Annotated in this window: 12 protein-coding genes and 1 rRNA gene; 7 read left to right on the top strand and 6 right to left on the bottom strand. The window is 39.6% G+C overall.

The genetic code is table 11. The features are described from left to right. Positions 1-4 precede the first annotated feature (4 nt). Positions 5-119: ribosomal RNA gene (gene rrf, locus ACIF8R_RS14860) — 5S ribosomal RNA — on the top strand. 179 nt (positions 120-298) lie between these two features. Then, a complete protein-coding gene (locus ACIF8R_RS14855; RefSeq protein WP_396481613.1) occupies positions 299-895 on the top strand; it encodes a glutathione S-transferase family protein in 597 nt (198 codons plus the stop codon). Between the two features lie 49 nt (positions 896-944). Here the strand turns inward: ACIF8R_RS14855 and ACIF8R_RS14850 are convergent, their stop codons facing one another. Further along, positions 945-1,637: a TIGR04219 family outer membrane beta-barrel protein gene (locus tag ACIF8R_RS14850; protein WP_396481607.1), complete on the bottom strand. Its 693-nt coding sequence runs from the start codon at positions 1,635-1,637 to the stop codon at positions 945-947. Positions 1,638-2,267: 630 nt separating this feature from the next. Here ACIF8R_RS14850 and ACIF8R_RS14845 point away from each other — a divergent pair. Then, positions 2,268-3,746: a sodium-dependent transporter gene (locus tag ACIF8R_RS14845; RefSeq protein WP_311070136.1), complete on the top strand. Its 1,479-nt coding sequence runs from the start codon at positions 2,268-2,270 to the stop codon at positions 3,744-3,746. 12 nt (positions 3,747-3,758) lie between these two features. After that, the gene (locus ACIF8R_RS14840) at positions 3,759-3,902 is read left to right on the top strand and encodes a methionine/alanine import family NSS transporter small subunit (protein WP_396481605.1); all 144 of its coding nucleotides are present in this window, start codon (positions 3,759-3,761) and stop codon (positions 3,900-3,902) included. A gap of 42 nt (positions 3,903-3,944) precedes the next feature. On the opposite strand, the gene rsmB is transcribed toward ACIF8R_RS14840, so the two are convergent. Next, a complete protein-coding gene (rsmB, locus tag ACIF8R_RS14835; RefSeq protein WP_396481603.1) occupies positions 3,945-5,249 on the bottom strand; it encodes a 16S rRNA (cytosine(967)-C(5))-methyltransferase RsmB in 1,305 nt (434 codons plus the stop codon). Next, complete coding sequence (gene fmt, locus ACIF8R_RS14830) at positions 5,246-6,208, bottom strand: methionyl-tRNA formyltransferase (protein WP_396481601.1); 963 nt, start codon at positions 6,206-6,208, stop codon at positions 5,246-5,248. The genes rsmB and fmt overlap by 4 nt, the downstream gene beginning before the upstream one ends. Positions 6,209-6,556: 348 nt before the next feature. Here fmt and ilvD point away from each other — a divergent pair, with 348 nt between their 5' ends. From ilvD to ACIF8R_RS14815, 3 genes are all read left to right on the top strand, one after another. Then, positions 6,557-8,386, top strand: coding sequence for a dihydroxy-acid dehydratase (gene ilvD, locus ACIF8R_RS14825; RefSeq protein ID WP_019458622.1), 1,830 nt, complete (start codon positions 6,557-6,559; stop codon positions 8,384-8,386). A gap of 314 nt (positions 8,387-8,700) precedes the next feature. After that, complete coding sequence (locus ACIF8R_RS14820) at positions 8,701-9,990, top strand: hypothetical protein (RefSeq protein ID WP_396481600.1); 1,290 nt, start codon at positions 8,701-8,703, stop codon at positions 9,988-9,990. A gap of 78 nt (positions 9,991-10,068) precedes the next feature. Next, positions 10,069-10,800 (top strand): sulfite exporter TauE/SafE family protein, encoded by a 732-nt coding sequence (locus ACIF8R_RS14815; RefSeq protein ID WP_396481598.1) that lies wholly within the window; start codon positions 10,069-10,071, stop codon positions 10,798-10,800. Here the strand turns inward: ACIF8R_RS14815 and ACIF8R_RS14810 are convergent. The 3 genes from ACIF8R_RS14810 to ppc form a co-directional block, all read right to left on the bottom strand. After that, positions 10,797-11,699: a LysR family transcriptional regulator gene (locus tag ACIF8R_RS14810; RefSeq protein ID WP_396481596.1), complete on the bottom strand. Its 903-nt coding sequence runs from the start codon at positions 11,697-11,699 to the stop codon at positions 10,797-10,799. The two genes, ACIF8R_RS14815 and ACIF8R_RS14810, sit on opposite strands and share 4 nt — an antisense overlap. A 79-nt stretch (positions 11,700-11,778) precedes the next feature. Further along, positions 11,779-13,074: a solute carrier family 23 protein gene (locus tag ACIF8R_RS14805; protein WP_396481594.1), complete on the bottom strand. Its 1,296-nt coding sequence runs from the start codon at positions 13,072-13,074 to the stop codon at positions 11,779-11,781. A 298-nt stretch (positions 13,075-13,372) separates the two neighbouring features. After that, positions 13,373-16,057, bottom strand: a complete 2,685-nt coding sequence (gene ppc / locus ACIF8R_RS14800) for a phosphoenolpyruvate carboxylase (protein ID WP_396481592.1) — start codon at positions 16,055-16,057, stop codon at positions 13,373-13,375. Between the last annotated feature and the right edge of the window lie 57 nt (positions 16,058-16,114).

Here is a 16,114-nt window from a genome sequence, read left to right as displayed (position 1 = left end):
TTGTGCTGGCGACCATAGCAAGAGTGAACCACCTGATCCCTTCCCGAACTCAGAAGTGAAACCTCTTAGCGCTGATGGTAGTGTGGGGTTACCCATGTGAGAGTAAGTCATCGCCAGCTCATTATTCTAAACACCCCAATCTCAAAAGAGATTGGGGTGTTGCTTTATGCACGGAATAAATATAAAACATCTGAATGTAGACAATAAAAGCCGATATATATTAATTCTAAGAAAGAGTTCTGTTATAAGTAACAAGAAAATTAATCTTTTAAGTATCCATAATAAGGGAAGTGGATCGATGATAATTTATGGTGATGTAAGTTCGGGTAATTGTTATAAGATTAAATTATTACTTTCCTTATTAAAAATTAATCATACATGGATCCATGTTGATATTTTAAACAAAGAAGCTCAAACAGATGATTTTTTGTCGTTAAATCCCAATGGAAAAATACCTGTATTAGTGCTGGATGATGGTCGTGTTTTGAGTGAATCCAATGCTATTTTAGGTTATGTAGCTGAAGGAACAAAATTTATTCCTACAGATCCTTTTATTAAAGCAAAAATGTATCAGTGGATGTTCTTTGAGCAGTATAGTCATGAACCATTTATTGCAGTTGCTCGTTTTATTAATAAATATTTAGGGTTACCAGCAGAAAGAATAGAGGAATATCATAATTTACAGCCAAAAGGTCATAAAGCGCTATCTATTATGGATAAAGCTTTAGTAGAGTATGATTATCTCGTTGGAAATGAATTGACCATTGCGGATATCGCCTTATATGCATATACGCATGTCGCTGAGGAAGGCGGCTTTGATTTAAAGTTATATCCAAATATTCGAGCATGGTGTCAAAGAATTCGAGAATATTTAGGTTATGTAGATATGATTTAAATAAAAAAAGAACTCATATAGAGTTCTTTTTTATATCTGAACGTCTGATTTAAAAATGTGCTTCTAAACCAACATAAGGACCTTTAAACTCAAATTTTAGGTCATTATTATCGTAATCATCTAAATTGATATTGAGTACGCGGTAGCCAGCTTTCAAACCTAAATCAACTGCCAAATTATCAACGAATTTATACTTTACCTCTGCTAATGCATCTGTGATTTTTGCATCATTAAAGTTTGTATAGGTTGCTTCGCCTTTAGCACTTAAACCTGTGAATGGAAGTTTTACTTCGCCTGACAAATAAGCAATAGGATATGTTTTATCAATATCCACACGTTTACCAGTATAGGCAGTGATATCACCATTTAATACAGTTGCACCAAGCCCTGCATCTACACTCACAATATTATCTAATAATTCGTAGTAAAGAATAAAATCGCTATGATCTAAATTAATTTTATAGTTAGCTTGGCCTAAGGTTTCTGACTTAGTTTGCGTATCTAGATTTACATAGCGAATTTTTGCATTTGGAATAAATGGAATGGGATGCTCAAAAGCTAATGAAAGCTGTGCACTGCCTTTTCGATCTAAATCTTGATCATCTGGTAGTTGTGAAGACATGTTTGCTTTACCATCGTAAAACCAATAACCAACCTCTCCTTTAACTCCTATAAAATCAGCTTGTGCGAATCCGCTAAGACCCATCCCGAGTGCCAAAAAAGACATTTTTAATATCTTCATCATCATATCCTAATAAAAGAAATCTTTGAACGCATGATATAGATATCTGTGTAGTTATGCATTGATGAAAAATGGCGAATATAAAACTTTTAGAGCGTTAATTATTAATATTAATCTATCTTTTTGATTTTAATTTAAAAATATAGAATTAAGGAATATCTTATGGGGGGAAGTTTTAGTATAAATTTTGTGTAATATGACAATAAGATTTTATGGCTTCAATCATCTAAAAAATAGTTGATATATCTACTTTATAAAATAGAAAATAATTTAAATGGCAGAAAATATCATTGCTTATCATCTCTAATAATATGTTTTAAAATACGAATATTAGCTAAAAAATAACCAATCTGAATAAAAATCTCTAAAAAACGTAAAATTTCAGACGGAAATTACAGTAAAAATAAATAAAAACAGGTATTGTTCAGCTATATAGGAGCAAAAAATGGACAAAAATCTTTAAGGAAGAATTTTCTATTTTTGCTTGTTTGACATGAAAATAAAAATACTCAAAAGGTGCCTTTTATTCTCTATCAAACACAAAAGTATTCTTTGGTTCTTTTTTTGCGTGCGGAATAACAATCAACAAAAGCAGTAAAAATAAGTAATCTTTTTAAAATTAGGTGTTCTATGACAGATTCTCGTGAAAACTGGACGTCACGATCTGGTTTTATTATCGCAGCCGTTGGTTCGGCTGTCGGCTTAGGTAATATTTGGCGTTTCCCCTACGTTGCTTATGAAAATGGTGGTGGTGCGTTTCTTATTCCTTATTTACTTGCACTCATTACAGCAGGTTTACCATTACTATTTTTAGATTATGCGGTAGGCCATCGTAGTAATGGGTCACCTCCTAAAGCGTATCGAGCTTTGTTTAAAGGAGGAGAAACATTAGGATGGTGGCAGGTTTGTGTCTGTATCATCATCGGTTTGTACTACGCAAGTGTACTGACTTGGGCTGGTAGTTACATTTATTTCTCTATTGGTCAGATGTGGGGCAGTGACCCAGAAGGCTTCTTCTTTAATACTTATTTACAAACTTCAAAAGCAACTGGCTTTGATTTGCAGTTTGTAAGTCATTTATTCTGGCCGATTGTTGGAATTTGGGCGCTGACTTTAATCATTTTATATGGTGGAGTGAAAAAGGGTGTTGAATTATCTAATAAGATTTTCATGCCTTTATTGTTTGTTTTATTTACCATTTTAGTGATTCAGTCATTGCGTTTACCGGGCGCGGTACAAGGCTTAAATGCTTTCTTTACACCGAACTGGTCTGCCATGATGGATTATAAAGTTTGGTTAGCAGCTTATGGTCATACTTTCTTTTCACTCTCCGTTGGTTTCGGGATCATGGTGACCTATGCATCCTACTTAAAACCAAAAACCAATTTAACTGGCTCAGGCCTTATTGTCGGTTTTGCAAATGCATCGACAGAGATTTTAGCGGGTATTGGTATCTTTGCAGCGCTTGGCTTTATGGCACATGCTGCTGGTACTGAAGTTAAAGATGTGGTGAGTGGTGGTATTGGACTCGCATTTATTGCATTTCCTAAAATTATTTCAAGTTTAGGTTCTGGTGCTGATCTATTCGGTCTTTTGTTCTTCTCTTCATTATTCGTAGCTGGTATTTCTTCAATGGTGAGTATTTTGGAAGTGCCGATTGCTGCAATGCAAGATAAGTTGAAGTGGGGACGCAAGAAAGCTGTAACCATTATTGGTGGCGGTAGTGCGCTTGTATCAATTATTTTATTCTCAAGTGTAAATGCAATTAAGCTTGTTGATATTGTCGATCACTTTATTAATAACATTGGGATTATTGGTGGCGCATTATTATCGATTATTAGTGTAGCTTGGTTTAAACGTTCAGCACTTAAAGAGCTTCGTGACCATGTAAACCGCATTTCAACCATTCAATTGGGTAAAGGCTGGGATTTCACTTTAACAGTCATCACTTCTTTAATCTTGTTAACAACACTTTCTATGACTGTTTTTAATTTGATCAAAAATGGCTATGATACTTATAGTATGAGCTTACAAGGTGTATTCGGCTGGGGCAGTGTGATTTTCTGTGCAGTCGTAGCTATCGTGTTAAGTAAAATGAAAGATCGCTAGGAGGATAAAATAATGAATACTTCGGCAATCGTGATGTTAATAATTTCGATGGTGTTTGTATGGGGTGGACTGGCTTTATCCATCTTACATTTATCTAAGCATCCTGAAGAGTTAGATGAAGTTTTAGATGAAGTAAAAGATCAGCATACACTTTAAGATACTGATCTAGTAAAAAAGCAGGCATAACGCCTGCTTTTTTTATGCAATTTTTTGGATTCTACAATAATAAAATCCATCACCAGATTGTGCTTGTGGCAATAATTGTCTGCCATGGATTTGTTCAATTCCCCAAGCTGCTTCGATTTTCACTTCTTTTGCATCGGTATGTTCTGCAAAGAAATCAATCATCTGTTGCTCATTTTCAGCTTTTAAAATTGAACAGGTGATGTAGAGCAATGTGCCGCCAACTTTGAGTTGTTGCCACATATGTTCCAAAATCTGTTTTTGTAGCTCAATGGTTTGCGCTATATCGGTAGATTGACGCAATAGACGTATGTCTGGATGGCGACGAATTACACCTGTCGCAGAGCATGGTGCATCAAGCACGATACAATCTACGGGTTCAGCCGGAGTCCACTCGGTTGCATCGGCAGCCAGAATTTCAGTGTGGCTTTGATCTAGCTGTAGTCGGTTTAAGTTTTCAGTCACACGGACTAAACGACTTGGATCCTGATCAATAGCGATTAACTGTGCTGGTTTAAATTTTTCCAGTAAGTGAGCTGTTTTACCACCTGGAGCAGCACAAGCATCAATCACTGTTTTATTGTTTAAATCAGGCAATAGGGTTGCACATAACTGCGCATGTTCATCTTGTACAGAGAACCAGCCCTGTTCAAAACCAGGTAACTGAGTGATTTGTACAGATTGCTCAAGAACAATACCTGCTTCAGACAGAGCACATGCACGTGCCTGAATATCTAGACTTTGTAGTTTTGCTAAATAAGCATCTCGACCAATGTGACGCTGGTTCACTCGTAAGGTTAAAGGTGCAACTTGTTTTAATGATTGGCAGAGCGCTTCGGTTTGTTCTCCCCAATCTTTTTTTAGTCGCTTAAAGAGCCAACTTGGTAAGCCATGCGCTTGCTGTAAACCTTGCTGAAAATCATCAGTCTCACGAGTAGCTCGGCGCAAAATAGCATTTACAATGCCGCTGAGTGCAGGGAACCCAAGTTGTTTAGTCGCATCTACTGTTTCTGAGATGGCAGCGTGCGCTGCAATACGCGTACATAAAACTTGATAAAGACCAACGTATAGGCAGGTTTCTACTGTCTCATTGTTTAAAGGTTTGCTGAGCAGAGGTAAGCTAATTGATTTAAGTGCAAACCATTGGCGTAGCGTACCTAGAACAAGTTCATGAAATAGTGCGCGATCACGTTCTGCAACTTGATTCAGCTGCGTATTTAAAATACTAGCAAGTGATTGCCCTTGCTGGACTTTTAATAACGTCTGGACGACTTGAGCACGTAGGTTAAAACGTGATGAATTTGAATTAACCTGACTCATGGCAGAATCTGTCCTACGTGAAGTTTTTGAGTTTGTGCAATTTGCTGAGCATTTAATGCTTTACCACCCGGCCATTGCACACTCGTCAAACAAACAAATGTATTTTCACCGCAAGCAACATGCACGCCTTGTTTATCAATTGCAATAATTTCACCAGCTTGGGCATCTGCTTTGCTTTGACTAGAAACTAAAGAGTTCCAAACACGCAGTGCATTATTTTCATCAAGTTGAACAAAAGCGACTGGCCAAGGGTTAAATGCACGGATATTTCGGTCAATTTGAACAGCATCAATTGACCAATCAATACGAGCTTCTGACTTTACGAGTTTATGAGCATAGACCGTTAAGCTTTCGTCTTGAACTTCGCGTTCTGCCAAATATTTTTGTAGTGTTTCTTCTGACTCAAGTACTGCACAAATTGCTGTTGCACCTTGATCTGCAAGTTTGTCATGCAAAGTCGCAGAAGTATCTTCGGCAGTGATTGGGCAATAGGTTTTATACATCATATCGCCTGTATCTAAACCGGCAGCCATTTGCATGATGGTGATACCAGTTTCTTCATCACCTGTTGCAATCGCGCGTTGAATGGGCGCTGCACCACGCCAGCGTGGTAATAATGAGCCGTGAATATTTAAACAGCCATATTTAGGTGTATCGAGTACAGCTTGTGGAAGAATCAAACCATAGGCTGCAACGACCATCACATCGGCACCTAAAGCAGCCAATTCTTGTTGAGCAGCCAAGCCTTCTTCGGTAGAAGCTTTGAAGTGGAGTGGTTGATAAACAGGAATATTGTGTTCAAGTGCAAGCTGTTTCACAGGGGATGGCGTTAGTTTTTGTCCACGACCTGCTTTACGGTCTGGTTGAGTATAAACCGCGATAATTTCATGGGAAGTTTTTAATAAAGCCGCCAATGCTGTTGCAGCAAATTCGGGGGTGCCAGCAAAAATAATTTTCACAAATGCAATCCAAAAAGAGTTTATACGTAGTATACGTGAAAAACGATTGAAGCCCTAAACTCATGGCGATTGAGCGTTTTAGTTTTTAAATAGTGAACAAAAAATTATTGAAAAAATTTTATTGATAAAAAAAGGTTATGAAAAAATAAAAAATTATTCATGTAAGTTTTGCTAAATATTGACTGAGTATTATCGTTCTTGGCTTTCCCTATATTATTTGCTTCTATAGAATGGAGAATGATCAAATTATGATGATGAGTCAATATTCCGACTGATCTAACGCTATATCAGTATCATTCAGCCAGAGTGGAAGTCATTTCACTCAAGCACAACTTGTTGGAAATACAAATGCCTGACTATCGTTCAAAAACATCGACACACGGAAGAAATATGGCTGGCGCACGTGGCTTATGGCGTGCAACAGGAATGAAAGATGAAGATTTCGGCAAACCAATTATTGCAGTGGTCAACTCATTTACCCAATTTGTTCCAGGCCATGTACATCTAAAAGATCTAGGGCAGCTTGTCGCAGCAGAAATTCAGGCAGCAGGTGGTGTTGCTAAAGAGTTCAATACAATTGCAGTGGACGACGGTATCGCGATGGGGCATGACGGCATGCTTTATTCTTTGCCATCACGTGATTTGATTGCTGACTCAGTTGAATATATGGTGAATGCACATTGCGCTGATGCAATGGTGTGTATTTCTAACTGTGACAAGATTACTCCGGGAATGTTGATGGCTGCGATGCGCCTAAATATTCCAGTAGTTTTTGTGTCTGGCGGCCCAATGGAAGCAGGTAAGGTCAAATTCCGCGGTAATGAAAAAGCGATTGACCTTGTAGATGCCATGGTTGTTGCGGCTGATGAAAGTTATACAGACGAAGAAGTTGCAGAATTTGAACGTTCAGCATGTCCAACCTGTGGTTCATGTTCTGGTATGTTTACTGCAAACTCAATGAACTGTTTAACTGAAGCTTTAGGCTTATCTTTACCGGGTAATGGTTCGATTGTTGCGACGCATGCAAACCGTAAAAAATTATTCTTAAAAGCAGGTCAGCTTATTGTTGAATTGGCTAAGCGCTATTATGAACAAGAAGATGCAAGTATTTTGCCTCGTTCAATTGCAACTAAGGCTGCATTTAAAAATGCCATGACCCTTGATATTGCAATGGGTGGTTCAACCAATACAGTTCTACATTTATTGGCTGCAGCAAGTGAAGCTGAAGTTGATTTTACTATGGACGATATTGACGAATTATCACGTCGAGTTCCTGTACTGTCTAAAGTAGCGCCTGCGAAACAAGACGTTCATATGGAAGATGTTCACCGTGCCGGCGGTATCATGGCTATTTTAGGTGAGCTTGATCGTGCGAATTTACTTGATGTATCTGTACCGACAGTGCACGAGAAAACTTTAAAAGATGCGTTGGATAAGTGGGATATTATTCGTACTGAAGATGCAGATGTTTATGAGTTCTACCGTTCATCTCCGGGTGGCGTACCAACTCAAGTTGCTTTCTCTCAAAATCGCTACTATTCAACTTTAGATGGCGATCGTGAAAAAGGCGTGATTCGTAATGCAGAGCATGCATTCTCTAAAGATGGTGGTTTAGCAGTTCTATACGGCAACATCGCGCTTGATGGTTGTATCGTGAAAACTGCGGGTGTAGATGAATCGATCCTGAAATTTACGGGTACAGCACGCGTATTTGAAAGCCAAGATGCCGCTGTAGATGCAATTTTGGGTCATGAAATTAAAGCTGGTGACGTTGTTGTGATTCGTTACGAAGGTCCACGTGGTGGTCCGGGTATGCAAGAAATGCTTTACCCAACCAGCTATCTTAAATCGAAAGGTTTAGGAAAAGACTGTGCATTGGTGACAGATGGTCGTTTCTCTGGTGGTTCATCAGGTCTTTCAATTGGACATGTTTCGCCGGAAGCTGCGGAAGGCGGTGCAATTGGTTTAGTTGAAGATGGCGATACCATTGAAATTGATATTCCGAACCGTACGATTCACTTGAACGTTGATGATGCGACTATGGCGCACCGCCGTACAGTTCAGGAAGCGAAAGGCTGGCATCCAAAAGAAGAACGTAAACGTAAAGTATCAAAAGCGTTAAAAGTTTATGCAATGCATACCACAAGTGCAGCAAAAGGAGCTGTACGCGTTTTATAAAATATTCAATTTTAATAATTGAGTAGGAAACATGCACCCATTAACACGATGAATTGCTATCATGTTATGGGTGCATTTTTTATATCTGGTAAAAAAAATCCGCTTGTAGGAAAAGGTGTTTTCAGATCATTCTATGGGTTTGCCATAAAATGGTGATAAAATCTTCACCTACGCAGAAACTCGCGAAATAACATGACATATTTTCTGCGCGAACTTAGGTAGTCATTTTTCTATCTCGACTACTGCTTAACCTTGCTCTATGATCAAAATAACTTTTGATCTCGCTTAGGATTTATTTTTTAGAGGCACTACTCATGTCACTGCTACGCCGTTGGTTTGACCCTATCCGATCGAGCTGGTTTTACCAAAAGCCTTCTCGTCAAGCGGTGTTACCCACGGAAAATGGTTTAAGTATTTATTTACGACTTGATGATGTGTATAGCTATCTGGCTGTTCAGCAATTGTCTCAGCTAGATGAAATTTTAAGTGATGAGCTTAAACCTTTAAAAATTATTATTTCTCATACAGCTTCTGAACCTCCAAACAGTATGACGCATGAGGAGTGGCAGCATTATTGTTTAAATGATGCCAAGATTTTAGCAAATCAGCATCGGTTTGCTTTTGATGAGTTCCCAGAAATCCCAAGCCAAGAAGCTTTAAAACAAGCCGCTGTCATATTAAAAAGAACCCCATTACAAGGTCAGAACTTCTTACATTTACTTGAAGATATCTTTCACATGCTTTGGCAACAGCAATATGGAAAGTTACGTACTTTACATGCCATGGCGGTAAAGCATCAGATGCCACAGCACTTCCCAGAACGTATTTTTACAGATGAGCCTGTACAGGCAGCGTACTTTGAATTTGGTGGACGTAAATATCACGCAGTGGATGATTTATTACGTCTAACCCGTCGTTTAAAACAACAAAAGTTACTGACAGGTATTCCGATTTTTTTAATTAATCATATCGAATGGCGTGAACATTTGATTAATGATGCTGAAGCACTCAATGAAATTCAGGCTCTTCATCCTGAGCTTGATGTATTTATTGCTTTAGAAGATCCAATGAGCTGGTTACTTCTTGCGTATATTAAAGAAGAACTCGCAGACTATTATGATATTCAGTTAAAAGTCTATCCGCTTAGTTACCAAGGCAGAGACTGGTTTGACTGGAGCTTGGCAACCCGTGTTTCTAAACGTACTGAGGTGGCTTTTACACCTTTTTGTCGTCCTACAGAAGAAAGTACGCTTGAGATGGCAAAGCTTTTTTATAGTGTGCCGGAAAGTCAGCAACTCGATGCAATTTTTACTATTTTGCAGGCAGTTTGGACGAAAGGAAAAGACCTATCTTTCCAGAGGCATTTTCAAGAGTTACAACAGCAACTCGGTATTGAGCACTTAACCGAACAGGATGTCCCTTCTCTCTTGGAACAAAATGATGCACTTTGCAAAGACAAGCATCAGCCTGATCTGCCGGTTTTAGAACTACGTATTGATGGTCACAGCTATGTGTTTAATAGCTTGTACCGAGTTTGGATGATTGAAAGTATTTTTAGTAATGTTTTAGAAGAAAAATACAAAACGGCCTCAACTTCTAATTGAGGCCCACTCCTAAAAACAAGAATAGGGCAAAACCTGTTTTTTCCGTAGCATAACCATGTAGGGAATCGGAGATAAACAGTGACTTTTTTAGCAATTATTATGATGGTGTTTGCCTTTGCTGGCATGATCAAAGGCATGATTGGCCTAGGTTTGCCCGCAGTATCAATGGGTTTACTCACCATCGCAATGAGCCCTTTTCAGGCTGCATCTCTTTTAATTGTTCCTTCAATGGTCACCAATGTTTGGCAGCTTTTTGCTGAGGGGCATGTTTGGGCTTTTATTCGCCGTTTCTGGACCTTACTCGTAGGCATTGTGGTTGGTTCAATATGGAGCTTTCTACCCACTTTAAGTCAAAGTCATGGGCACAGTAGCGAGATTTTGTTGGGCTGTATGTTGGCCTTATATGGGCTTTATGGGCTGTGTGTCAAAAAGCTTCCACACTTAGGGAAACATGAGCGTTGGTTATCGCCGATTATTGGATATATTGGTGGGGCAATCACCGTAGCCACAGGCGTCATTATTATTCCTATCGTGCCATATTTGCAGTCTTTGCATTTAAAACGTGATGAGCTGGTACAAGCTTTGGGATTAACATTTACAGTCTCTACCATTTGCCTTGCTGTTTTTTTACACCATAACCCGATGTATGGAGTAACACTGGACTATCGTTTATCTTTTGCTGCGTTGTTAGCTGCACTCATTGGAATGTGGATCGGTAAAAAAATCCGTTATCGACTCAATGAGCAGTTATTTCGACGTATCTTTTTTATAGGGTTGGTGTCGTTAGGGCTTTATATGATTTTGCATTAAGCCGTTTTTTCAGGACGATGCTGCAATAAAAAATCTGCAAACTGTTGGTAACTGCTAGGCAGCTGGTTGAAGTTTTGTGTGGCTAAAAGGAGTTTACGATTTGCCCATGCACCTAGAAGTTGGATCGAATGAAAATCATAATCTGATTGCAAACGCTGTGCCGCACGAGCTGGCATAATCGCAATTCCCACACCTTTGGCGACTACTTCAGCAATTGCACTAAAGTTAGGTAAGCGCAAACGATACTGTATATTAAAGCCTAATAATTTCGCTTGAGTTTCAATAGACTGTTGCAAAGAGTGGTGGGCTTTAAGGCCAATAAAACCATAGCTTAAAGCGTCTACTAAATTCAGCTTTTGATATTGAGTTAACTCATGTGTAGCAGGACAAATCAAAACTAGAGGATCACTCGCAAATTCTTTAGTTTGCAAATGTCGGGTATCAAAAAAGCTTGAGACCAAGCCAAGGCTCGCAATTCCTTGGGTTAATGCATCTACAATTTCCGAACTTTCTGCTTCGTGCAAATCGATATTCATTTCAGGATGAAGCACTAAATATTGCGGTAATAACGGAGGCAAATATTCGCTTTGAGCAGAAGAGTTACACCAAAGCGTTAAGGCTTGTGTTGTAGAAGACTTAAAGCGCTGCATTTCTTGTTCGAGTTGATCTTTTTGTGCTAAAAGCTGACGAGCATGTTCTACAAAAGCATGTCCCGCTGTGGTGAGTTCTACACCTGTGGTTTGGCGAATAAATAAAGGTGTTTCAAAATACTGTTCGAGTTTTTTAATACGTTCACTCGCTGCTTGAAGAGAAATAGCAGAGCGGTCCGCACCTTTAGTCAGGCTACCTGTAGAGACAATATGAAGTACCAGCTGTAAATCAAAAAAATCAAAACGCATGATAGGAACGTATTGAAGCGCAAAAAATCATCATACTAAATCGGAATGAAAAAAGGCAGCTTACGCTGCCTTTTTGAATTTAAGTTTTATCTTTTAAACTGAACAACCAATTTAGAATAATGGCCGCAAATGTTGCTGTACCAATACCCCCTAAATTGAAATTACCGAACAATAATTCAAAGTTACCAGCACCTAAAATAATCGTCACAGAAGCAACAATCAGGTTTTTATTGTTAGAAAAATCAACTTTGTTTTCAATCCAGATTTTTGCACCGGCAATGGTAATTAAACCAAATACGACAATAGATGCACCTGTTAAAACTGCGCTTGGAATGGTACTAATCACCGCACCAAATTTTGGAGATAGACCTAAGAAAATGGCGAAGACACCCGCAATCACAAAAACAATGGTTGAGTACACACGAGTGACTGCCATCACACCAATATTTTCACCATAAGTGGTCATTCCCGGCGCGCCAACACTACCAGAAAGCGTTGTTGCTAAACCATCTGCAACGAATGCTTTGCCTAATTGTGGCGTTAGGTTTTCGCCAGTCATTGCACCTACTGCTTTAATATGGCCTAAGTTCTCTGCCACTAAAATTAATGCAACTGGCGCAATAATTAGCATAGCTTTGGTATCAAAAGTAGGATGTGAAAAGCTTGGGATACCGAACCATGCAGCCTGTGAGATCTGACTAAAATCGATTGGTTTACCTAGACCTAAACCATTGGTCGTGATGGCATAAATTGCATAAGCCAAAATCAAACCAACCAACAGAAGTAGACGTTGTAATAAACCACGCGTAAAGACTGCAATACTGCCCATACAAAGTACGGTAATTAATGCCATCCACATTTCAAATGGTTGGCCTGCAACGCCTTTAATGGTAACAGGTGCAAGGTTTAGACCAATAATCATCACAATTGCGCCAGTCACTACAGGCGGCATGAGTTTTTCAATCCAGCGTGTACCTGTAAGCATGACAATAAAACCGATAATTGCGTAAAACACACCACATGCTACGATTCCGCCTAAAGCCATAGAAAGGTTTGGATTGGCACCCGAACCTGTAATATGCCCAGTCGCTGCTGCAACCACACCAATAAAGGCAAAACTCGATCCTAAGTAACTTGGAACGCGACCACCTGTAATTAAGAAGAACAGGATGGTACAGATACCGGACATTAAAATAGCGAGGTTAGGGTTAAAGCCCATAAGTAATGGCGCTAAAACGGTGGCTCCAAACATGGCAAATGCATGTTGGATGCCTAAAATGGCACTTTGAACTGGGGGGAGATATTCATTGGTAGAGACCGGTCGATGGTCAACATCACCTTGGTAAGGCTGCCATTTTGGAAACCAGTTGGACATAAAATGAGCTCATTATTCTTTAATTGGTGCAATGATACTCTTTCTTTGGAAAGCATTTAATCTCTGGTGAGCAGTATGTGAGTGAAAAGTAATTATTTTTTAACGATTGGTATAATTTTAAGAATTCTAAATATAAGGAATTAGTTATTTTTTTATAATAAAACTTAATTTTATGATTTTTAAAAAATATTTAAAAAAATATAAAATCGGGGAAAATTTATGAAAAATGGGGAACTTTGCAAGTAAAAAGCAGCACATCGGTGATGTACTGCCTTGTCAAACGATTGGTAAAAACAGCTTAGCCCGTATTACGTAAACCAGCAGCAATACCCGCAATACTCACCATAAGTGCATGATCAACAGGGGTATGTTCTGCCTGACGCTCAGCAAGATAATCACGGCGGCGTTTCATGAGTTCAGCTTGTAAAAGATGCAAAGGAAGTAAGTACGGTTTACGCACTTGCATAGATTGGTCAAGAACCTCGTTGTTGCTCAGAAGCTTTGATTCATCTTTCAATTTAAGTAGCGTTTCAACAGCATCTTTTAGGCGCTGACGTAATTGGTTGCCGAGTACTTTTAAATCTTCATCTTCAGTTAAATGAGATTCGTAATAGAGTGCAATGTTGGCATCGGCTTTAGACAATACCATTTCCAACATATCAATGAGCGTCTGGAAATAAGGCCATTGCTGGAGCATTTCATCAAGTGTTGCTTTTTGCTGATCGGCAATCACTTCATTAATGGCAGCACCTGTACCTAACCATGCAGGCAACATCAAACGGATTTGAGTCCATGCGAATACCCATGGGATGGCACGTAAAGACTCGATGCCACCACTGACTTTACGTTTTGCTGGACGCGAGCCTAGAGGCAACATTTGTAACTCAAGCTCAGGCGTGACGGTACGTAAATACTTCACAAAATGTGGGTTTTCACGCACTGTTTGACGATAAACCTTCACAGAATGATCTGTCATACGGTTCATGAGTTCACGCCATTCGGCTTTAGGCTCTGGTGGTGGCAACAATGTCGCTTCAAGTGTTGCTGCGGTATAGATTTCAAGGTTTTGCATCGCAATACCTTCTAGACCGAATTTGAAGCGGATCATTTCACCTTGTTCTGTCACACGAATTGCGCCAGAGATTGAACCTGGTGGCTGTGAGAATAGTGCCTGTTGGGTTGGAGCACCACCACGGCTAATTGAGCCGCCACGACCGTGGAATAGGGTCAACTGTACGCCGTGTGTACGAGCAATTGCAGTCAGTTCTTCTTGAGCACGATATTGCGCCCAGTTGGCAGACATGAAGCCAGCATCTTTTGCTGAGTCGGAGTAACCGATCATGACTTCGTGTTTGCCTTGAATATGCTGCTTATACCAGTGCATATTGAACAGCGTATTCATGGTAGTTGCAGCGCCATCTAAATCTTTTAAAGTTTCAAACAGAGGCACGACACGTAAAGGATGTTGAATACCTGCTTCTTTTTGCAATAACAACACCGCTAAAACATCACTTGGATATTCAGCCATCGAAATAATATAAGCCCCTAACGACTCAGGCGGTTGGTCAGCCAAAGTACGCATAGTTGCAAATACTTCTTGAACATCTGGGTGGCCAATCAAACTACCTTCTGGCTCATTAATATATTTTGGTAAAAGTGGGCGTTTGCTTTGTAGTTCCTGAATGAGGAAGTTTTGGCGTGCTTGCTCAGTCCATGACTCAAAATTACCTAAACCTAAATATTCGGTAATGGCTGAAATGGCTTGGCGATGGCGACCTGATTCTTGGCGAATATCGAGTTTAAGTAATTCAATACCAAAACAGTTCACACGATAGATAAAGTCGAGAAGTTGACCATTCGCAATTTCAGGAAGGTTACTGTCAATTAAAGAGCGATAGCACAGCAATAAAGGCTGTAAGAGTTCATCTTTACTTTTAATGACATTGCTGTCATCTGCTTCTAAACCTTGTAGACGCTGCGCTAACCAGTGACGAGTCGCTTTTAAACGCTCGCGTGTTGCACGTAAATACTCGCGATAAGGTTCTGCATGTTGGCTACCAATCGCTTGAATCATTTCTTCGGAACACGTTTGAATTGAAAGTTCCCAACGTAAGTTTTCGATATCTCTTAGGTAAAGGTCAGCAGCTTGCCAGCGAGATAACCACAGTACTTCTTGGGTAATTTGATGAGTAACATTTGGGTTGCCATCACGGTCTCCACCCATCCAAGAAGCAAAGCGTACCGGCGCAATGTTAAGGGGTAAGTTTTGTTGGCAATTATCTTGAACCAACTCATTTAACTCACGAATAAATTTAGGCACAGCATTCCAAAGTGTTTGTTCAATGGTTGCAAAGCCCCATTTTGCTTCATCAACAGGGGTTGGGCGGTGCTGGCGAATTTCATCTGTTTGCCATGCCGAACTGATTTGTTGCTTTAAGTTGGCAAGTGCATTTTGTCGTTCACGCGGAGTAAGTTTTTGCTGATCAAGCTGTGAAAGACAAGCATTGATATCATCATATTTTTGAATGAGGGTACGACGGCTTACCTCGGTTGGGTGCGCCGTAAGTACCAGTTCAATATTAAGGTCACAAATTTGCTGGAATAGTTTTTCTGTCGAAATACTTTTATCTTTAAATTTTTGAAATAGGTGAACAAGTGGATTCGGAGAATTAGCCTCCGAATCAAACTCTGCCTGTCTGCGGCTACGCACGACATGGTATTGCTCGGCAATATTGGCAAAATTTAAAAAATGAGAAAAAGCGCGGGTAAGAGGCAATAGCTCTTCATCGGGCAATTCTAAAAATAATTGTTCTAATTGCTTTTCGGCTTCAGCTTGACCATCACGTGCACCTTTGGCAAGCGCACGGATTTGCTCGATCTGATTAAACAGTTCTTGTCCTGCATGTTGTTTTAGGGTTTCACCTAACAAATTGCCAAGTAAGCGGACATCCTCACGCAGTGGCGCATCGATTTGCTGAACCATGCTATTTTTCTCCTGTTCTTATTCTTATCGAATATAGCGCGATTAACAAACATTCCA

The sequence above is a fragment of the Acinetobacter sp. ABJ_C4_1 genome, assembly GCF_044538495.1.
Lineage (GTDB): Bacteria > Pseudomonadota > Gammaproteobacteria > Pseudomonadales > Moraxellaceae > Acinetobacter > Acinetobacter nosocomialis_A.
Note: the sequence above shows the minus strand (reverse complement) of the source record. Positions and strands in the feature narration are given on the sequence as shown.

Excerpts from the sequence above, each read along its gene's own strand:
- ACIF8R_RS14855 (WP_396481613.1), top strand. The coding sequence starts at position 299 with ATGATAATTTATGGTGATGTAAGTTCGGGTAATTGTTATAAGATTAAA.
- ACIF8R_RS14850 (WP_396481607.1), bottom strand. The coding sequence starts at position 1,637 with ATGAAGATATTAAAAATGTCTTTTTTGGCACTCGGGATGGGTCTTAGC.
- ACIF8R_RS14845 (WP_311070136.1), top strand. The coding sequence starts at position 2,268 with ATGACAGATTCTCGTGAAAACTGGACGTCACGATCTGGTTTTATTATC.
- ACIF8R_RS14840 (WP_396481605.1), top strand. The coding sequence starts at position 3,759 with ATGAATACTTCGGCAATCGTGATGTTAATAATTTCGATGGTGTTTGTA.
- rsmB (WP_396481603.1), bottom strand. The coding sequence starts at position 5,249 with ATGAGTCAGGTTAATTCAAATTCATCACGTTTTAACCTACGTGCTCAA.
- ilvD (WP_019458622.1), top strand. The coding sequence starts at position 6,557 with ATGCCTGACTATCGTTCAAAAACATCGACACACGGAAGAAATATGGCT.
- ACIF8R_RS14820 (WP_396481600.1), top strand. The coding sequence starts at position 8,701 with ATGTCACTGCTACGCCGTTGGTTTGACCCTATCCGATCGAGCTGGTTT.
- ACIF8R_RS14810 (WP_396481596.1), bottom strand. The coding sequence starts at position 11,699 with ATGCGTTTTGATTTTTTTGATTTACAGCTGGTACTTCATATTGTCTCT.
- ACIF8R_RS14805 (WP_396481594.1), bottom strand. The coding sequence starts at position 13,074 with ATGTCCAACTGGTTTCCAAAATGGCAGCCTTACCAAGGTGATGTTGAC.
- ppc (WP_396481592.1), bottom strand. The coding sequence starts at position 16,057 with ATGGTTCAGCAAATCGATGCGCCACTGCGTGAGGATGTCCGCTTACTT.